This window comes from Nocardioides sp. P5_E3 (genome assembly GCF_054049275.1).
Genome location: NZ_JBFUMR010000034.1, coordinates 39443 through 53956 on the forward strand (window position 1 = coordinate 39443; position 14514 = coordinate 53956).

Consider the following 14514-nt stretch of genomic DNA (forward strand, 5'->3'; position numbering starts at 1 on the left):
GTCATGCCCAGAACTGGGCATCGGGACGCGCCGAGGCCTCGCGGGTGGGGATAGCGTTCCGACATGCCCCTCGAGCCAGCGCAGCGCTTCCGTGGACCGGTCCTGCCCGACGGAGAGGCGCGCGACCTCTACGTCGTCGGCGGCCGCATCACCTACGAGCCGCAGGCGGGAGCCGACACCGTCGCCGAGGGCTGGATCGTCCCCGGCCTGGTCGACGCGCACTGCCACCTCGGGCTCGACGACTTCGGTGCCGCCGACGACGCGGCCACCGAGCAGCAGGCGATCGCCGACCGCGACGGCGGGGCGCTCCTGATCCGGGACGCCGGATCGGCCGCCGACACGCGCTGGATCCACGACCGCGACGACCTGCCCCGGCTGATCCGCTGCGGTCGGCACATCGCCGCGACGAAGCGCTACATCCGCGGCTACGCCCACGAGGTGGAGCCGGCCGACCTGGCGTCGTACGCCGCCCAGGAGGCCCGCAACGGCGACGGCTGGATCAAGCTGGTCGGCGACTGGATCTCGCGCGACGAGGGTGACCTCGCCCCGTCGTTCCCTGCGGAGGCCTTCGCCGACGCCATCGCCGCCGCGCACGCCGAGGGTGCCAAGGTGACGGCGCACTGCTTCGGCCACGGCGTGCTGCCCGGGCTGATCGAGGCTGGCATCGACTGCATCGAGCACGGCACCGGCCTCACCGAGGACCTCATCGACGCGATGGTCCACCACGGCACCCGGCTGGTGCCCACCGTCATGCAGCTCGACAAGTTCCCCGAGCACGCGGCAGCCGGGCAGGAGCGGTTCCCCGCCTACGCCGACACGATGGTCGGCCTCTACGACCGGATGCCCGCCACGATCATGGCGGCCTACGAGGCGGGGGTGCCGATCTACGCCGGCTCCGACGGGGGAGGCATCAGCCGCCACGGCAACATCGCGGGGGAGATCGAGGCGCTCGTCCGGATCGGGATGCCGGCCCACGATGCGCTCGGCGCCGCCAGCTGGCGGGCCCGGGAGTGGCTCGGGGTGGACGGCCTGGTCGAGGGCGCGTCGGCGGACTTCGTCGTCTACGACCGCGACCCGCGCGCCGACCTGTCCGTCCTGCGCACGCCCACCGCGATCGTGCTCCGCGGGGACCGGGTGGGCGTCAGCTGACGTCGATGACGTCCACGTCGGGCCCGGGCTCGTAGACGACCAGCGCACAGTTCTTCTTCACCAGCTCCTCGCCGACCTGGTCCCCGGTGCGGCGGTCGAAGACCCGGCGCCAGATCTGGTTGCGCCGGAACACGCGTCCGTCGTGCCGCAGGAACTGCTCGTGCCGGGCCTCGACCCGGTAGGAGTGGTCCGGTCGCTCGTCGGTGCGCAGCTGCCCGTGCAGGTAGCGCTGACCCACCCACGCCCGCAGCTGGAACGGGCGGTCGGTGTCGTTGCGCACGACCAGGTCGACGTAGTTGTAGACGATCGAGCAGCCGACGCCCCACGGCAGCACGCGACCCTGGTCGGGGAAGGGGTCGAAGGAGTGCTCGGATCGCTCGACCACGGTCAGCGGGGAGTGCAGGACCATCCAGTGCACGAGGTTGGCCAGCTGGCAGATCCCGCCACCGACGCCGGCCTCCGCCGACCCGTTGGACAGCCGCATCCCGTCGACGTACCCCTTGCGTCTCGTGCAGTTGCCGACGACCCGGTTGAACGAGAACGTCTCGCCGGGGGCGATGACGAGGCCGTCCACGCGCTCGGCGGCGAGACGCAGGTTGGTGACCTTGTTGTGCTGGAGGTGCATCCGGTCGGGGTCGAGCTCGCGCAGCAGCAGCGAGCCATGCTGCACGAGCCGCACCGGGAGGTCGGCGGAACCGCGGCGAGCGGCCCACACGACGCGGCCGGACCGCCCGTCCCGCACCCAGGTCGTACGACGTCGCGCGCGGTGCACCGCCATCGCGGCGGGCAGCAGCCACGGGTGGCGCTGGGTCAGGCGCGGGGGAGCGGTGAGGCGGGCCGGCAGCTGCAGCGGCTCGACGGGCGCGGCGGTCATGCTGGGGAGACGTCGCTCGGCGACCAGATGTTGCGCCGGCGCCGTGATCGATGTCGGAAACCGATTTGAGCGCCTGGCGGTGCAGGAGGTGGGATGGGGGCGTGAGCACCCTCGTCGACCTCTTCCCGCCTTTCGGCCTGCACGTGCAGGCCGGCCCGCTCGAGCTGCGCGGCCTGACCGACGAGCTCATCCTCGAGCTGTGCGACCTTGCCGAGAAGGGCATCCACGACCCGGCCGAGATGCCGTTCTACTTCCCGTGGACCGCCGCCGCGCCCGGTGAGCTCGCCCGCAACACCGCGGCGTACCACTGGGGCAAGCGGTCCACCTTCTCGCCCGAGGACTTCTGCCTCGACCTCGCCGTGGTCCTCGACGGCCGCGTGATCGGTGCCCAGGGGGTGGCCGCGAAGCACTTCCCGGTGACCCGGACCGGGGAGACCGGCTCGTGGCTGGGCCGCGAGTTCCAGGGCCGTGGGCTCGGCACGGCCATGCGCCGGGCGATGTGCGAGCTGCTCTTCGACCACCTCGGCTTCGAGGAGATCACCTCGGCGGCGTTCCTCGACAACCCGGCGTCGCTCGGCGTCTCCCGCAAGGTCGGCTACCGACCCACTGCGGTGAGCCGGATCAAGCGGCGTGAGGGCGAGCTGGCGCTCAACCAGGGTCTCGTCCTGACCCCGGAGACCTTCGTCCGGGACGCCGAGCCGATCCGCGTCACGGGGGCGGAGGCGGTGCGTTCGTTCCTCGGGCTGGACGCCGGCTGAGGCTGGACGGCCCTCCTCTGCCGTACCGGATTGGTCGAGCGCGGCCACCGTCTGGCAGACTCTTCCCTCGTGTCCTGCGTGCCCGGACCCTCTCATCCGAGCGACGCAGTGCCCTTCGAAGGACCAGCACCGGTGACCCCACCTGGGAACGGTCCCTCACCCACGACAATTCCTGAGGAGACACCACAAACGTGGCCGTCAAGATTCGTTTGAAGCGCCTGGGCAAGATCCGGGTGCCGCAGTACCGCATCGTCGTCGTCGACTCGCGCAAGAAGCGCGACGGCCGGGTGCTCGAGGAGATCGGCAAGTACCACCCGAAGGAGGAGCCCTCCTTCATCGAGGTGACCTCCGACCGGGCCCAGTACTGGCTCGGCGTGGGCGCGCAGCCCTCCGAGGCCGTCGAGGCGATCCTCAAGGTCACCGGCGACTGGCAGAAGTTCAAGGGCCTGCCGGGCGCCGAGGGCACCCTGAAGGTCAAGGAGCCCAAGCGCTCCAAGCTCGACATCTTCAACGAGGCCCTCAAGGAGGTGTCCGCCGAGTCGAAGGGCTCCGCGACCACCACCAAGAAGAAGGCTGACAAGGCCGAGAAGACCGAGAAGACCGAGAAGGTCGAGGAGCCCGCCGCGGCGCCTGCCGAGGTTCCCGCGGACGAGACCCCCGAGGGCGCGGCCGAGGCTGCCGAGGCCGCTGAGACGGTCACCGCTGAGGACGCCGGCAAGAGCGAGGCGTGAGCGACGTGCTCGCCGAGGCACTCGAGCACCTGGTGCGTGGCATCGTCGACCACCCCGACGACGTCGTGGTCCGCAACAAGGAGCTGCGTCGCGGCTCGATCCTCGAGGTCCGGGTGCACCCCGACGACCTCGGCAAGGTGATCGGACGCAACGGCCGCACCGCGACCGCCTTCCGCACCGTCGTCTCGGCCCTCGCCGGCCGTGGCGGTGCGCGGGTCGACTTCGTCGACACCGACCGTCGCCGCTGAGCCCAGCACCGTCCGTCGACGGGCGTCACCCCACAGGGGTGGCGCCCGTCGCGCATTGTGTGGCCCGTTCAGCGATCCCCGGTCGACCGGGGATCCATGGGGCGGCGATAACCTCGGCGGGTGAGTGATCAGGAACGGGCCGGCATCGAGGTCGTCATCGGCCGGATCGGCAAGCCCCACGGCATCCGCGGCGAGGTCACCCTCGACGTACGCACCGACGAGCCCGAGCGGCGCTTCGCCCCCGGTACGACGCTGCGCGCGGAGGCACCCGCCGGCGCCGACCGGCGCCCCTCCAGCCTGACCGTCGCCCGCGCCCGCTGGCACCAGACCACCCTCCTCGTGACCTTCGAGGAGCTTGCCGACCGCAACGCCGCCGAGGCCGCGCGCGGCACCGTCCTGCACGCGACCATCGCGCACGACGAGACGCCCGAGGACCCCGAGGAGTACTACGACCACCAGCTCGTCGGGCTCGACGTGGTCGACCTCGATGGCTCGCCGCTCGGCACGGTGAAGGCCCTGGTCCACGGGTCGGCGCAGGACCTCCTGACCGTCCGCACGCCCGACGGGCGCGACACGCTGGTGCCGTTCGTGTCCGCGCTCGTGCCCGAGGTGGACCTCAGGGCCGGCCGCATCGTGGTCGCCGACCGGCCGGGCCTGGTGTCGCCGTTCCCCGACGACGCACCCGACGAAGCCGCCGACGAAGCGCCCGAGGGCGCAGGCGAGCCGCAGTCGTGAGGATCGACGTCGTCACGATCTTCCCCGACTACCTCGCGCCGCTGGAGCTGAGCCTGCCGGGCAAGGCCCGCGACAAGGGGCTGCTCGACATCGAGGTCCACGACCTGCGCCAGTGGGCGGACGACCGTCACCGCACCGTCGACGACACGCCCTACGGCGGCGGCGCCGGCATGGTCATGAAGCCGGAGCCCTGGGGCCAGGCGCTCGACGCGGTGGCCGCGGGAGCGACGATCGTCTTCACCACGCCGAGCGGTGAGCCGTTCACGCAGGCGCTCGCCCACGAGCTGAGCGAGCAGGAGCACCTCGTCTTCGCCTGCGGGCGTTACGAGGGCATCGACCAGCGGGTCGTCGAGCATGCCGCCACCCTCGGCACGGTGCGGGAGGTGTCGCTCGGCGACTACGTCCTCAACGGTGGGGAGGTCGCCGCGCTGGCCATCACCGAGGCGGTCGTACGCCTGCTGCCCGGCTTCATGGGCAACGCCGAGTCGTTGGTCGAGGAGTCGCACGCCGACGGCCTGCTGGAGTACCCCGTCTACACCAAGCCGGCCTCGTGGAACGGGCGCGACGTCCCCGAGGTGCTGCTGTCGGGCGACCACGCGCGGATCGCCGCGTGGCGTCGCGAGCAGGCGGAGCGCCGCACGGCCGACCGCCGTCCCGACCTGCTGCCGGGGACAGCGCTCGTCGCCGCGCTCGCGGACCTCGACGTGCGCCCCGCGGTCCCCGCCGACGCCGGGGAGCTCTACACGCTGCAGCGTGCCTGCTGGCTGCAGGAGATGGAGGCCAACCCGGGGGTCGACATCCCGGCGCTGCGCGAGACGCTCGACGACGTACGCCGTGGGGTGGGGGAGTGGACCGTGAGGGTCGCCCGTGAGCCGTCGTCCGACCGCCTCGTGGGCGCCGTCCGCGGGCGGCTCGACGCGCACGGCGAGTGGGACATCGGGCGGATCATGGTGGCGCCCGACCTGCAGGGCCGCGGCCTGGGCCGGGCGCTCCTGGAGCTGGTCGAGGACCTCGCTCCCGCGGACGTCACGACCTACGTCCTGTTCACCGGCGCCGGGTCCGTGGACAACCAGCGGATGTACAAGAAGGCCGGGTTCCGGCTGCGGCCGGACCGGAAGGCGCCGCCGGGTGCCGTCGTGATGACCAAGCAGGCCCGACGTCGGATTTCACGCTGACGTCACGCTCTGGCAGACTTCACCCTTGGTCCGCTCGAGGCCAGGGTCGCCCGGATGCATCACTGATGCGCCGCGCCGGGGTCCCGCCGTACCGCACCTGCCACAGGGGGCGCGCCGGCCGGCCGCACCGAGCACCAGCCAATTCCATCACCACCTGAATCCGCGGCTGACCTGTGGCACTCGCGAGGAGCAACGTCATGACCAATGTCATCGCCGACCTCGGCACCGCCCTCAAGCGCGACGACGTCCCGGCCTTCCGCGCCGGCGACACCGTCAAGGTCCACGTCAAGGTCATCGAGGGCAGCCGCTCGCGTGTCCAGGTCTTCCAGGGCGTCGTGATCCGCGTCCACGGCTCGGGCATCGGCCGCACCTTCACCGTTCGCAAGGTCTCCTTCGGCGTCGGCGTCGAGCGCACCTTCCCGGTCAACTCCCCGATCTTCGAGACGATCGAGATCGTGACCCGCGGTGACGTGCGTCGCGCCAAGCTCTACTACCTGCGCAACCTGCGCGGCAAGGCTGCCAAGATCAAGGAGCGCCGCGAGGCGTGATCTGTCGCACCGCGCCGCAAGGCGTGGGTTCGACCAGGGACTGGTTAGTCTCTGCGAGTGACTTCTGACGACCGCGGTTCCTCGTCCCTCTCAGCGGGTGAGGAACCGCGGTCGTCGCGTCTTGGCGAGCAGTCGGAGGATGACGCGATGAGTGGTCGCACCCAGCACGAACCGGAGCCGAAGACCGGCCGGAGCAAGCGCAAGCAGCTGCCGCTGTGGCAGGAGACGATCCTGCTGCTCGGCGTCGCGCTGGTGCTCGCGATCGTCATCAAGACGTTCTTCGTCCAGGCCTTCTACATCCCCTCGGAGTCCATGGAGCCGGGGCTGATCCTCAACGACCGGATCCTCATCCAGAAGGTCTCCTACTGGGGCGACGGCGAGCCCGAGCGCGGCGACGTCGTGGTCTTCAAGGACCCGGGTGGCTGGCTGCCGCCGATCGACTCCGCGGGCCCCACCAACCCCGTAGCCAAGGTGATGGCCAAGGTCGGCCTCTACCCGACCGGCGGCCACCTCGTGAAGCGCGTGATCGGCGTCGCCGGCGACACCATCGAGTGCTGCGACGCGCAGGGCCGCCTCATCGTCAACGGGCATCCCCTCGACGAGTCCGACTACGTCAAGCGCGGCGGCGCGACCTGCAACGGCCCGATGCCCACCAACGGCGCCTGCGACGAGAAGTGGTCCGTGGGGCCCATCCCCGGCGGCCACATCTTCGTGATGGGCGACAACCGCTCGCGCTCGGCCGACAGCTCGCAGAAGATGTGCCAGTCCGACGAGACCGAGTGCGTGCCCGGCGACGAGTTCGTCCCGGTCGACCTGGTCGTCGGCAAGGTCTTCGTGCTCCTGTGGCCCGCCGACCGCTTCCGCTGGAACACCCGTCCGGACACGTTCGAGGACGTGCCGGACCCGTCCCCGTGACCGTGTCCACCCAGCTGCCGCCCCAACCCCTCCCCGGAGGCGTGACCGTCCGTCGCGACGCCGGGATCTACGGCTACGAGCGCGCCCTGCGCCGGGCCGGGCTGGAGCCGATCGCGGGGGTCGACGAGGCGGGACGCGGAGCATGTGCCGGCCCGCTCGTCGCCGGCGCGGTGATCCTCCCACCGGGCAAGGCCGGCATCGTGCCGGGGCTGGCCGACAGCAAGCTCCTCACCGAGGCCGCGCGCGAGCGGGTCTACGCCCAGGTCGTGCGCCGGGCGCTGGCGTGGTCCGTCGTGGTCATCGACAACGACGAGTGCGACCGGCTCGGCATGCACGTCGCCAACCTCGAGGCGCTCCGGCGCGCGGTCGCCCGCCTCGGGACGCGTCCGTCGTACGTCCTCACCGACGGGTTCCCCGTCGACGGCCTCGGCGTCCCCGGCCTCGCGGTCTGGAAGGGTGACCGGGTCGCCGCGTGCATCGCCGCCGCCTCGGTCATCGCCAAGGTGACCCGCGACCGGTTGATGGTCGGGCTCCACGACGAGTGGCCTGACTACGACTTCCGTACCCACAAGGGCTACATCACCGCCGACCACGAGGCGGCGCTGGCGCAGCACGGTCCGTGCCCGCTCCACCGGATGCGGTTCGTCAACGTGCGGCGCGCGGCGGGTCTCGAGCCGGTCCCGGGGGCAGAGGTGGCTAGTCTCGGCCCCACGCCGGACAGCACCACCGAGGAGGACAGATGAGCGCCGAGGACCTCGAGAAGTACGAGACCGAGATGGAGCTCACCCTCTATCGCGAGTACCGCGACGTCGTGGGCATCTTCAAGTACGTCGTGGAGACCGACCGCCGCTTCTACCTCTGCAACCAGGTCGACGTGAAGGCGCGTTCGGAGAGCGGTGACGTGTTCTTCGAGGTCTCGATGACCGACGCCTGGGTCTGGGACATGTACCGCCCCGCGCGGTTCGCGAAGAACGTGAAGGTGCTGACGTTCAAGGACGTCAACGTCGAGGAGCTCGCGCCGCAGGACATCGACCCGCCCAAGGACTGAGGTCCGCCCGCGGACCTGGCCACGGATCGTCCACAGGCGACCTCCTCCGGCCGATCTCCACAGGCCGCCGCCCGGACCGTCGAGGGCGTCGGTGGGGCGCGGTGTGCTGGTTCCTCCCGAACCTGCCCACCGGAAGGCACCCACGATGGCCCGACGAGCTGCCGCTTCCCCCTTCGCCCTCGACCCCGGCGCCGAGCACCGCCGCCGGCTGGGGGAGCGCGGCGAGACGATCGCGGCGCGACACCTCTGCCGGCTCGGGCTGGTCCTGCTCGACCGCAACTGGCGCTGCGACGCGGGCGAGATCGACCTGGTGCTGCGTGACGGCAACGTCCTGGTGATCTGCGAGGTCAAGACCCGCACCTCCACCGACTACGGCGCACCGCTCGAGGCGGTCGACCGACGCAAGGCCGACCGCCTGAGGCGGCTCGGCGCGCGGTGGCTGCTCGTGCACGACTGCCATCCCGACGACGTCCGCATCGACCTGGTGGGCGTGCTGGCCCCACGCGGTGGACCGGTCGAGGTCGAGCACGTCGAGGGGGTCTGCTGATGGCCTTCGCGACCGCTCGCTCGTTGGCGCTCAAGGGCGCCGACGGCCACGTGATCGACGTCCAGGTCGACGTCTCCCCGGGCCTGGTCAACACCACGATCGTCGGCCGGGTGGACAAGACCCTGTCCGAGGCGCGCGACCGGGTGCGGATGGCGATCAACAACGACTGCGGACGGTGGCCGGCGACCAAGCGGGTGACGATCCTGCTCGCGCCCGCCGACCTCCCCAAGAGCGGCACCCACTACGACCTCGCGATCGCGATGGCGGTCATGGCGGCCGACAAGAAGCACGAGGAGCTGACGCCCGACCTGCTGGAGGGGTGGGCGTTCATCGGCGAGCTGTCCGTGGCCGGGGCCCTGCGACCGGTGCCGGGGGTGCTGCCCATGGTCATCGCCGCTGCCGCCCACGGCATCACCCGCGTCTTCGTGCCCGAGCCCCAGGCCGGCGAGGCCGGCCTCGTCCCGGGGATGACGGTCTTCGGTGTCCGCTCGCTGGCCCAGGTGTCGGCCGTGCTCCGCGGCGCCGAGGTGCCCGAGGCCGACCCGGTCGTCGGTCCCTCGTCCAGCCCGTTGTCGACGTGGCGCGGCGAGGACCGCCTGGCCGACGTCGACCTGCGCGACCTCGACGGGCTCGAGGACGTCCGCTACGCCGTCGAGGTCGCCGCGGCGGGCGGCCACCCCACGATGCTGATCGGCCCCCGCGGGACCGGCAAGACGTCGATCGCCGAGCGGATCCCGACGATCCTCCCCGACCTGACGACCGAGCAGGCGCTCGAGGTCACCGCGCTGCACTCCGTCGCCGGCGTCCTCCCGCAGGGAAGCGGGCTGGTGCGGCGGCCACCGTGGTTCGCCCCGCACCACTCGGCGACCGCGGCGAGCGTGCTCGGCGGCGGCACCGGCCGGGTGCGGCCCGGGCAGGTCAGCCTCGCGCACCACGGCGTGCTGTTCCTCGACGAGTTCCCGCACTTCCGCGCCGACGTCGTCGAGGCGATGCGGCAGCCGCTCGAGTCGGGGGAGGTGACGATCGCCCGCGGGGAGGAGTCCGCCACCTACCCGGCCCGCTCGCTGGTCGTCCTGGCGGCCAACCCCTGCCCGTGCGGCAACTTCCACGGCCTCTCGGGAGGCAGCTGCGAGTGCACCGAGCTCCAGCGCTCCCACTACCGCCGCAAGCTCACCGGCCCGATCCTCGACCGGGTCGACATCTGGATGGAGGTGCGACCCCAGGGCCGCCGGCGAGGGGTGTCCTTCGGGCCGGAGCCGGAGTCCTCCGCCGACGTCCGAGCCCGGGTGGTCGAGGCCCGGCTGCGCCAGGCCCGCCGCTACCGCGACTGCTCGTGGCTCCTCAACGCCTCGTGTCCCGGTCCGGTCCTGGTCGAGCGGTGGCCGCTGGAGCCCGACGGCCAGCGACTCGTCGACAAGGAGCTGTCCGACGGCAAGCTCACCCGGCGTGGGCTGACCCGCGTGCAGCGCCTGGCCTGGACCGTGGCGGACTGCTCGGGGGTGCCGAGGCCGGGGGAGCGCGAGGCCGAGATCGCGTTGGCGCTGCGGTCCGACGACTCCGCGCGCTCGCTGCCGGCGAGCGTGGTTCGAGTGGCGTCATGAGTGCCGCACGCGTGCGGTCAGCGCCGCCCGGCACGGAGCCGGTGGGTCAGGTGCCCGAGGCCGAGCGCCTCGCCCGGGTGGCCCTGAGCTGTGCGGTGGAGCCCGGTGACGGCACGACGTCGTCCTTCATCCGCCAGATGGGCGCGGAGCGCGCGCTGGCGAAGGCGCGGTCCGCGACCGAGGGCGAGCCCGGGGAGATGCTGGCGCAGCGGCTGGCTGAGATCGACCCGGTCCGCCAGCTCGACCAGGCCGCCCGCTGCGGCATCCGCTTCCTCGTCCCGGGCGACCCCGAGTGGCCCACCAGCCTCGACGAGCTCGACGACGCCATCACCGTGGAGGGGTTCGGAGGCACGCCTCCGGGCCTGTGGGTGAAGGGTCCGATGCCGCTCACCGAGCTCGCCACCTCGGTCGCGGTGGTCGGCTCACGAGCCGCCTCGGTCTACGGCGTCGAGCTGGCCCGCGCGGTGTGCGAGCACCTCGCGCTCTCGGGTGTGCCCGTCGTCTCGGGCGGGGCTCTCGGCATCGACTTCGAGGCTCACAACGCCACGCTGTCCGCCGACGGCGTCACTGCCGCGGTCCTGGCCTGCGGGGTGGACCGGGTCTATCCCCAGCAGAACCGACCCCTGCTCCAGCACCTCGCCGCCGAGTTCGCCGTCGTGTCCGAGCAACCGCCCGCGTCGGCGCCGACGCGACCGCGCTTCCTGGCGCGCAACCGGTTGATCGCCGCCATGACCAACGGCACCGTGGTGGTCGAGGCGGCCCTGCGCAGTGGCGCCCTCAACACCGCAGGGTGGGCCGAGAGCCTGAACCGCCACGTGATGTGCATGCCGGGCCCGGTCACCAGCTACACCTCGCAGGGCGTCAACAACTTCCTCCGGGAGGGCCGGGGCACCGTGGTCACCCACGGCGCCGAGGTGCTCGAGCTGGTCGGGGCAGCGGGGCAATACCTGGTCGACCCCCCGCGGGGCGAGCACCGGCCGCGCGACGCGCTCACCCCGACCGAGCAGACCGTCGTGGAGTGGGTTCCGGTCAGCGAGTCGGCGGGGGTCGAGTCGATCTCACGCCTGTGCGGGCTCGCGCTCCGCACCACCGAGGGCGCGTTGCGCCGGCTGAGGTCCAAGGGGTTCGTCCAGCTGACCGATGAGGGGTGGCGCCTCGTGCCTGACGTGTGAGCCGTCTCCGCCCGCCTACGCTGCGGGGGTGAGCAAGCCGGAGGCGTCCGACCAGGAGCAGGGGGAGGGACTGCCCGAGTCCTTCGTCCGCCTGCTGGGTGACTACGAGCGCCACCTCGTCTCCGAGCGCGACCTCGCCCCCCACACCGTGCGCGCCTACCTCGGCGACGTCGCCGGACTGCTCGACCACTGCCAACGGCTCGGGGTCACCGACGTGACCGACCTCGACCTCCGCGCGCTGCGCAGCTGGCTGGCGCGGCTCCAGACCACGGGCCGCAGCCGGACGACGATCGCACGGCGCGCCACGGCCGCACGGGTGTTCACGGCCTGGCTGCACCGGACCGGCCGGCTGCCGACCGACCCGGGCGCTGCGCTCGGCTCGCCCAAGAAGCACAAGACCCTCCCGCCGGTCCTGCGCGCCGACGAGGCCGAGTCGCTCATCCGGTCGGCCGCCGACCTCGCCGACGACGGCAGCCCCGTCGGGCTACGCGACGTCGCGATGCTCGAGCTGCTCTACGCGACCGGCATCCGGGTGGGCGAGCTCGTCGGGCTCGACATCGACGACGTCGACGACGAGCGCCGGGTGGTGCGCGTCTTCGGCAAGGGCCGCAAGGAACGCTCCGTGCCCTACGGCACGCCGGCCGGCCGGGCCGTCGACCGCTGGCTGGCCACCGGCCGGCCCCACCTGCGCGTCGAGGGCTCCGGCCCGGCACTGTTCCTGGGTGTGCGCGGTCGGCGGATCGACCAGCGGGCGGTCCGCGATCTCGTGCACCGCCGCATCGCCGACGTACCGGGAGCGCCCGACATCGGGCCGCACGGCCTGCGCCACACCGCCGCCACCCACCTGCTCGAGGGAGGGGCCGACCTCCGCTCGGTCCAGGAGTTGCTCGGCCACGCCTCGCTCGCCACCACCCAGCTCTACACCCACGTCACGACCGACCGGCTGCGTCGGGCGTACCAGCAGGCCCACCCCCGCGCCTGAGCGACCGGCCCAGCCTCCGGATGGGTGCGGCTGCGTCATACGAACCAGCACGTATGGGTTCGGGTCTGCATGACGCCGCGAGCGGGCGTCGACGGGAGCGAGGGGCCAGCGGGCGTGCGGACGGGCCGGTCAGGCGACCCACTCGACGGGGCGGTGCCAGCCCGAGAGCGGCGGGCTCCACGGGAGCCGGACCGTGACCGGGTCGTCGCGCCACAGCGGCAGCAGCCGCACCGGGCCGCCGCCGACGAGCGACAGCGGGTCGAGGTACGTCCGGGCGTCGCCGTCGCCCTCGACCAGGCCCCAGTGCAGGCAGGCGGCGGGGAAGCAGTGGCTGTCGGCGACCACCAGGCGCCCCAGCACGTCACCGGCGGCCACCACCTGGCCGCGTTCGACGGACGCGACGACCGGCTCGTACGTCGTACGACGACCGTCGTGCAGCACGGTGACGACCGGCTTGCCACCGATCGAGCCCGCGAAGCCGACCGTGCCGGCCAGCGCCGCGCGGACCGCCTGGCCGGGCGACCCGGCGAGGTCGACGCCTCGGTGCCCGGCGGCGTAGGGGTTCGGCGGCGGCTCGAAGTGGCGGACGACGTCGGGTCGGGGATCGAGGGGCCACACGCCGACGGGGTCCTCGGGACTCGCGTGTGCCGGTCCGGCGACGCCGGAGAGGATCAGGTGGACCAGCGCCAGGAGGACAGCTCCGAGAACGGCTCGCATCGGCCGATCCTCACCCGGTCCGCGACGCCGGACGAGCGGTGACGACGCCGCCTGTGGAGGGGCTCCCGGAGCCCCCGGTTGTGGACGACTGGCGGCCACCGGATCCACGCTCGGTCCACGCTCGGAGGAGGGGGCGACAGTGATTCGCCTCGCGGGGAGCCTCTGGCCTACGATGTGCGGAGCAGTCCACCCGGACTGACTTCGCACGCTCGCCGACCGTGCCCGGGATGCTCCTCGATCCCGGACCACCCGCGGGCGTCGGTCCTCAGTTCCCACCAGCTCCACCGGTGCGGATCGGACCGGCGTGTGAGCGTCAGGGCTCCCGGCTCCCGCCGGGCGCATCAACTGTAAACAACAGGAGCTCGCTCCCGGTCCGACCTGCCGAAGGTCGGGCATGTCGGTGAGCGTCTCCGTCACAACAGGAGAACCCATGGCAGTCGTCACCATGCGCCAGCTGCTCGAGAGCGGCGTCCACTTCGGTCACCAGACCCGTCGTTGGAACCCCAAGATGAAGCGCTTCATCATGACCGAGCGCAACGGCATCTACATCATCGACCTGCAGCAGTCGCTCGCCTACATCGACCGCTCCTACGCCTTCGTCAAGGAGACCGTCGCCAAGGGCGGCGTCATCATGTTCGTCGGCACCAAGAAGCAGGCCCAGGAGGCCATCGCCGAGCAGGCGACGCGCGTCGGGATGCCCTACGTCAACCAGCGTTGGCTCGGCGGCATGCTCACGAACTTCCAGACCGTGCACCAGCGGATCAACCGCCTCAAGGAGCTCGACGAGATCGACTTCGACGACGTCGCGGGCTCCAACCGCACGAAGAAGGAGCTCCTCCAGATGCGCCGCGAGCGCACCAAGCTGGACAAGACGCTCGGCGGCATCCGTGACATGACGAAGGTCCCCTCCGCGGTGTGGATCGTCGACACCAACAAGGAGCACCTCGCCGTCGAGGAGGCGCGCAAGCTCCGGATCCCGATCATCGGCATCCTCGACTCCAACTGCGACCCCGACCTGGTCGACTTCCCGATCCCGGGCAACGACGACGCCATCCGCGCGGTCGGCCTGCTGACCCGCGTGGTCGCCGACGCCGTCGCCGAGGGCCTCATCGCCCGCTCCGGTGTCAAGGCCGGCGACACTGACGAGTCCGTCGGTGCCGAGGAGCCCCTCGCCGAGTGGGAGCGCGAGCTCCTCGGTGGCGACGCCGAGAAGGCCGCCGCGGCCGCCACCGGCGACGCCGCTGCCGAGACCCCGGCCGCCGAGGCCACCGGTGCCGCGTCCGAGGCCCCGCAGGCCGACGCCGCTGCCGACGC

17 protein-coding genes are annotated in these 14514 nt (G+C 72.2%); 15 read left to right on the top strand and 2 right to left on the bottom strand.

Annotation, left to right across the window (positions count from 1 at the left end; genetic code table 11):
• The first annotated feature begins 63 nt into the window (after window positions 1-63).
• The gene (locus ACXJKB_RS19045; RefSeq protein ID WP_457191155.1) at window positions 64-1149 is read left to right on the top strand and encodes an amidohydrolase family protein; all 1086 of its coding nucleotides are present in this window, start codon (window positions 64-66) and stop codon (window positions 1147-1149) included.
• Here ACXJKB_RS19045 and ACXJKB_RS19050 read toward each other — a convergent pair.
• Entirely contained in the window at window positions 1142-2023 is an 882-nt protein-coding gene (locus ACXJKB_RS19050; protein ID WP_457191157.1) for a VanW family protein, read from the bottom strand. The two genes, ACXJKB_RS19045 and ACXJKB_RS19050, sit on opposite strands and share 8 nt — an antisense overlap.
• Before the next feature lie 101 nt (window positions 2024-2124).
• Here ACXJKB_RS19050 and ACXJKB_RS19055 point away from each other — a divergent pair, with 101 nt between their 5' ends.
• From ACXJKB_RS19055 to ACXJKB_RS19115, 13 genes are all read left to right on the top strand, one after another.
• Complete coding sequence (locus ACXJKB_RS19055) at window positions 2125-2781, top strand: GNAT family N-acetyltransferase (protein WP_457191159.1); 657 nt, start codon at window positions 2125-2127, stop codon at window positions 2779-2781.
• 191 nt (window positions 2782-2972) lie between these two features.
• A complete protein-coding gene (gene rpsP, locus ACXJKB_RS19060) occupies window positions 2973-3512 on the top strand; it encodes a 30S ribosomal protein S16 (protein WP_457191161.1) in 540 nt (179 codons plus the stop codon).
• Between the two features lie 5 nt (window positions 3513-3517).
• A complete protein-coding gene (locus ACXJKB_RS19065) occupies window positions 3518-3760 on the top strand; it encodes an RNA-binding protein (protein ID WP_457191184.1) in 243 nt (80 codons plus the stop codon).
• Between the two features lie 120 nt (window positions 3761-3880).
• Window positions 3881-4495 carry a ribosome maturation factor RimM gene (gene rimM / locus ACXJKB_RS19070; RefSeq protein ID WP_457191163.1) on the top strand — a complete coding sequence of 205 codons (615 nt, stop codon included), beginning with the start codon at window positions 3881-3883 and terminating at the stop codon, window positions 4493-4495.
• Window positions 4492-5670 (top strand): tRNA (guanosine(37)-N1)-methyltransferase TrmD, encoded by a 1179-nt coding sequence (trmD, locus tag ACXJKB_RS19075; RefSeq protein WP_457191165.1) that lies wholly within the window; start codon window positions 4492-4494, stop codon window positions 5668-5670. The genes rimM and trmD overlap by 4 nt, the downstream gene beginning before the upstream one ends.
• Before the next feature lie 197 nt (window positions 5671-5867).
• A complete protein-coding gene (gene rplS, locus ACXJKB_RS19080) occupies window positions 5868-6218 on the top strand; it encodes a 50S ribosomal protein L19 (protein WP_300045758.1) in 351 nt (116 codons plus the stop codon).
• Between the two features lie 147 nt (window positions 6219-6365).
• Window positions 6366-7133, top strand: a complete 768-nt coding sequence (lepB, locus tag ACXJKB_RS19085; protein WP_457191168.1) for a signal peptidase I — start codon at window positions 6366-6368, stop codon at window positions 7131-7133.
• Between the two features lie 41 nt (window positions 7134-7174).
• On the top strand, window positions 7175-7876 hold the full coding sequence (locus tag ACXJKB_RS19090) for a ribonuclease HII (protein ID WP_457191170.1): 702 nt from the start codon (window positions 7175-7177) through the stop codon (window positions 7874-7876).
• Window positions 7873-8181 carry a DUF2469 domain-containing protein gene (locus tag ACXJKB_RS19095; RefSeq protein ID WP_172259171.1) on the top strand — a complete coding sequence of 103 codons (309 nt, stop codon included), beginning with the start codon at window positions 7873-7875 and terminating at the stop codon, window positions 8179-8181. The genes ACXJKB_RS19090 and ACXJKB_RS19095 overlap by 4 nt, the downstream gene beginning before the upstream one ends.
• Window positions 8182-8326: 145 nt before the next feature.
• Window positions 8327-8728 (top strand): YraN family protein, encoded by a 402-nt coding sequence (locus tag ACXJKB_RS19100; protein ID WP_457191172.1) that lies wholly within the window; start codon window positions 8327-8329, stop codon window positions 8726-8728.
• Complete coding sequence (locus ACXJKB_RS19105) at window positions 8728-10329, top strand: YifB family Mg chelatase-like AAA ATPase (protein WP_457191174.1); 1602 nt, start codon at window positions 8728-8730, stop codon at window positions 10327-10329. The genes ACXJKB_RS19100 and ACXJKB_RS19105 overlap by 1 nt, the downstream gene beginning before the upstream one ends.
• The gene (gene dprA / locus ACXJKB_RS19110) at window positions 10326-11501 is read left to right on the top strand and encodes a DNA-processing protein DprA (protein ID WP_457191176.1); all 1176 of its coding nucleotides are present in this window, start codon (window positions 10326-10328) and stop codon (window positions 11499-11501) included. The genes ACXJKB_RS19105 and dprA overlap by 4 nt, the downstream gene beginning before the upstream one ends.
• Before the next feature lie 28 nt (window positions 11502-11529).
• Window positions 11530-12483: a tyrosine recombinase XerC gene (locus ACXJKB_RS19115; protein WP_457191178.1), complete on the top strand. Its 954-nt coding sequence runs from the start codon at window positions 11530-11532 to the stop codon at window positions 12481-12483.
• Window positions 12484-12612: 129 nt separating this feature from the next.
• Here ACXJKB_RS19115 and ACXJKB_RS19120 read toward each other — a convergent pair whose 3' ends face one another.
• The gene (locus ACXJKB_RS19120) at window positions 12613-13200 is read right to left on the bottom strand and encodes a peptidoglycan DD-metalloendopeptidase family protein (RefSeq protein WP_457191180.1); all 588 of its coding nucleotides are present in this window, start codon (window positions 13198-13200) and stop codon (window positions 12613-12615) included.
• A gap of 430 nt (window positions 13201-13630) precedes the next feature.
• Between ACXJKB_RS19120 and rpsB the strand changes: the two genes are divergently transcribed.
• Window positions 13631-14514 (top strand): 30S ribosomal protein S2 (gene rpsB / locus ACXJKB_RS19125; protein WP_457191182.1); only part of this gene is annotated, 884 nt, incomplete at its 3' end.

Coding starts and splice junctions, on each gene's coding strand:
- dprA (WP_457191176.1), top strand. CDS start 10,326: ATGAGTGCCGCACGCGTGCGGTCAGCGCCGCCCGGCACGGAGCCGGTG.
- ACXJKB_RS19105 (WP_457191174.1), top strand. CDS start 8,728: ATGGCCTTCGCGACCGCTCGCTCGTTGGCGCTCAAGGGCGCCGACGGC.
- lepB (WP_457191168.1), top strand. CDS start 6,366: ATGAGTGGTCGCACCCAGCACGAACCGGAGCCGAAGACCGGCCGGAGC.
- ACXJKB_RS19095 (WP_172259171.1), top strand. CDS start 7,873: ATGAGCGCCGAGGACCTCGAGAAGTACGAGACCGAGATGGAGCTCACC.
- rplS (WP_300045758.1), top strand. CDS start 5,868: ATGACCAATGTCATCGCCGACCTCGGCACCGCCCTCAAGCGCGACGAC.
- ACXJKB_RS19050 (WP_457191157.1), bottom strand. CDS start 2,023: ATGACCGCCGCGCCCGTCGAGCCGCTGCAGCTGCCGGCCCGCCTCACC.
- ACXJKB_RS19120 (WP_457191180.1), bottom strand. CDS start 13,200: ATGCGAGCCGTTCTCGGAGCTGTCCTCCTGGCGCTGGTCCACCTGATC.
- ACXJKB_RS19045 (WP_457191155.1), top strand. CDS start 64: ATGCCCCTCGAGCCAGCGCAGCGCTTCCGTGGACCGGTCCTGCCCGAC.
- ACXJKB_RS19100 (WP_457191172.1), top strand. CDS start 8,327: ATGGCCCGACGAGCTGCCGCTTCCCCCTTCGCCCTCGACCCCGGCGCC.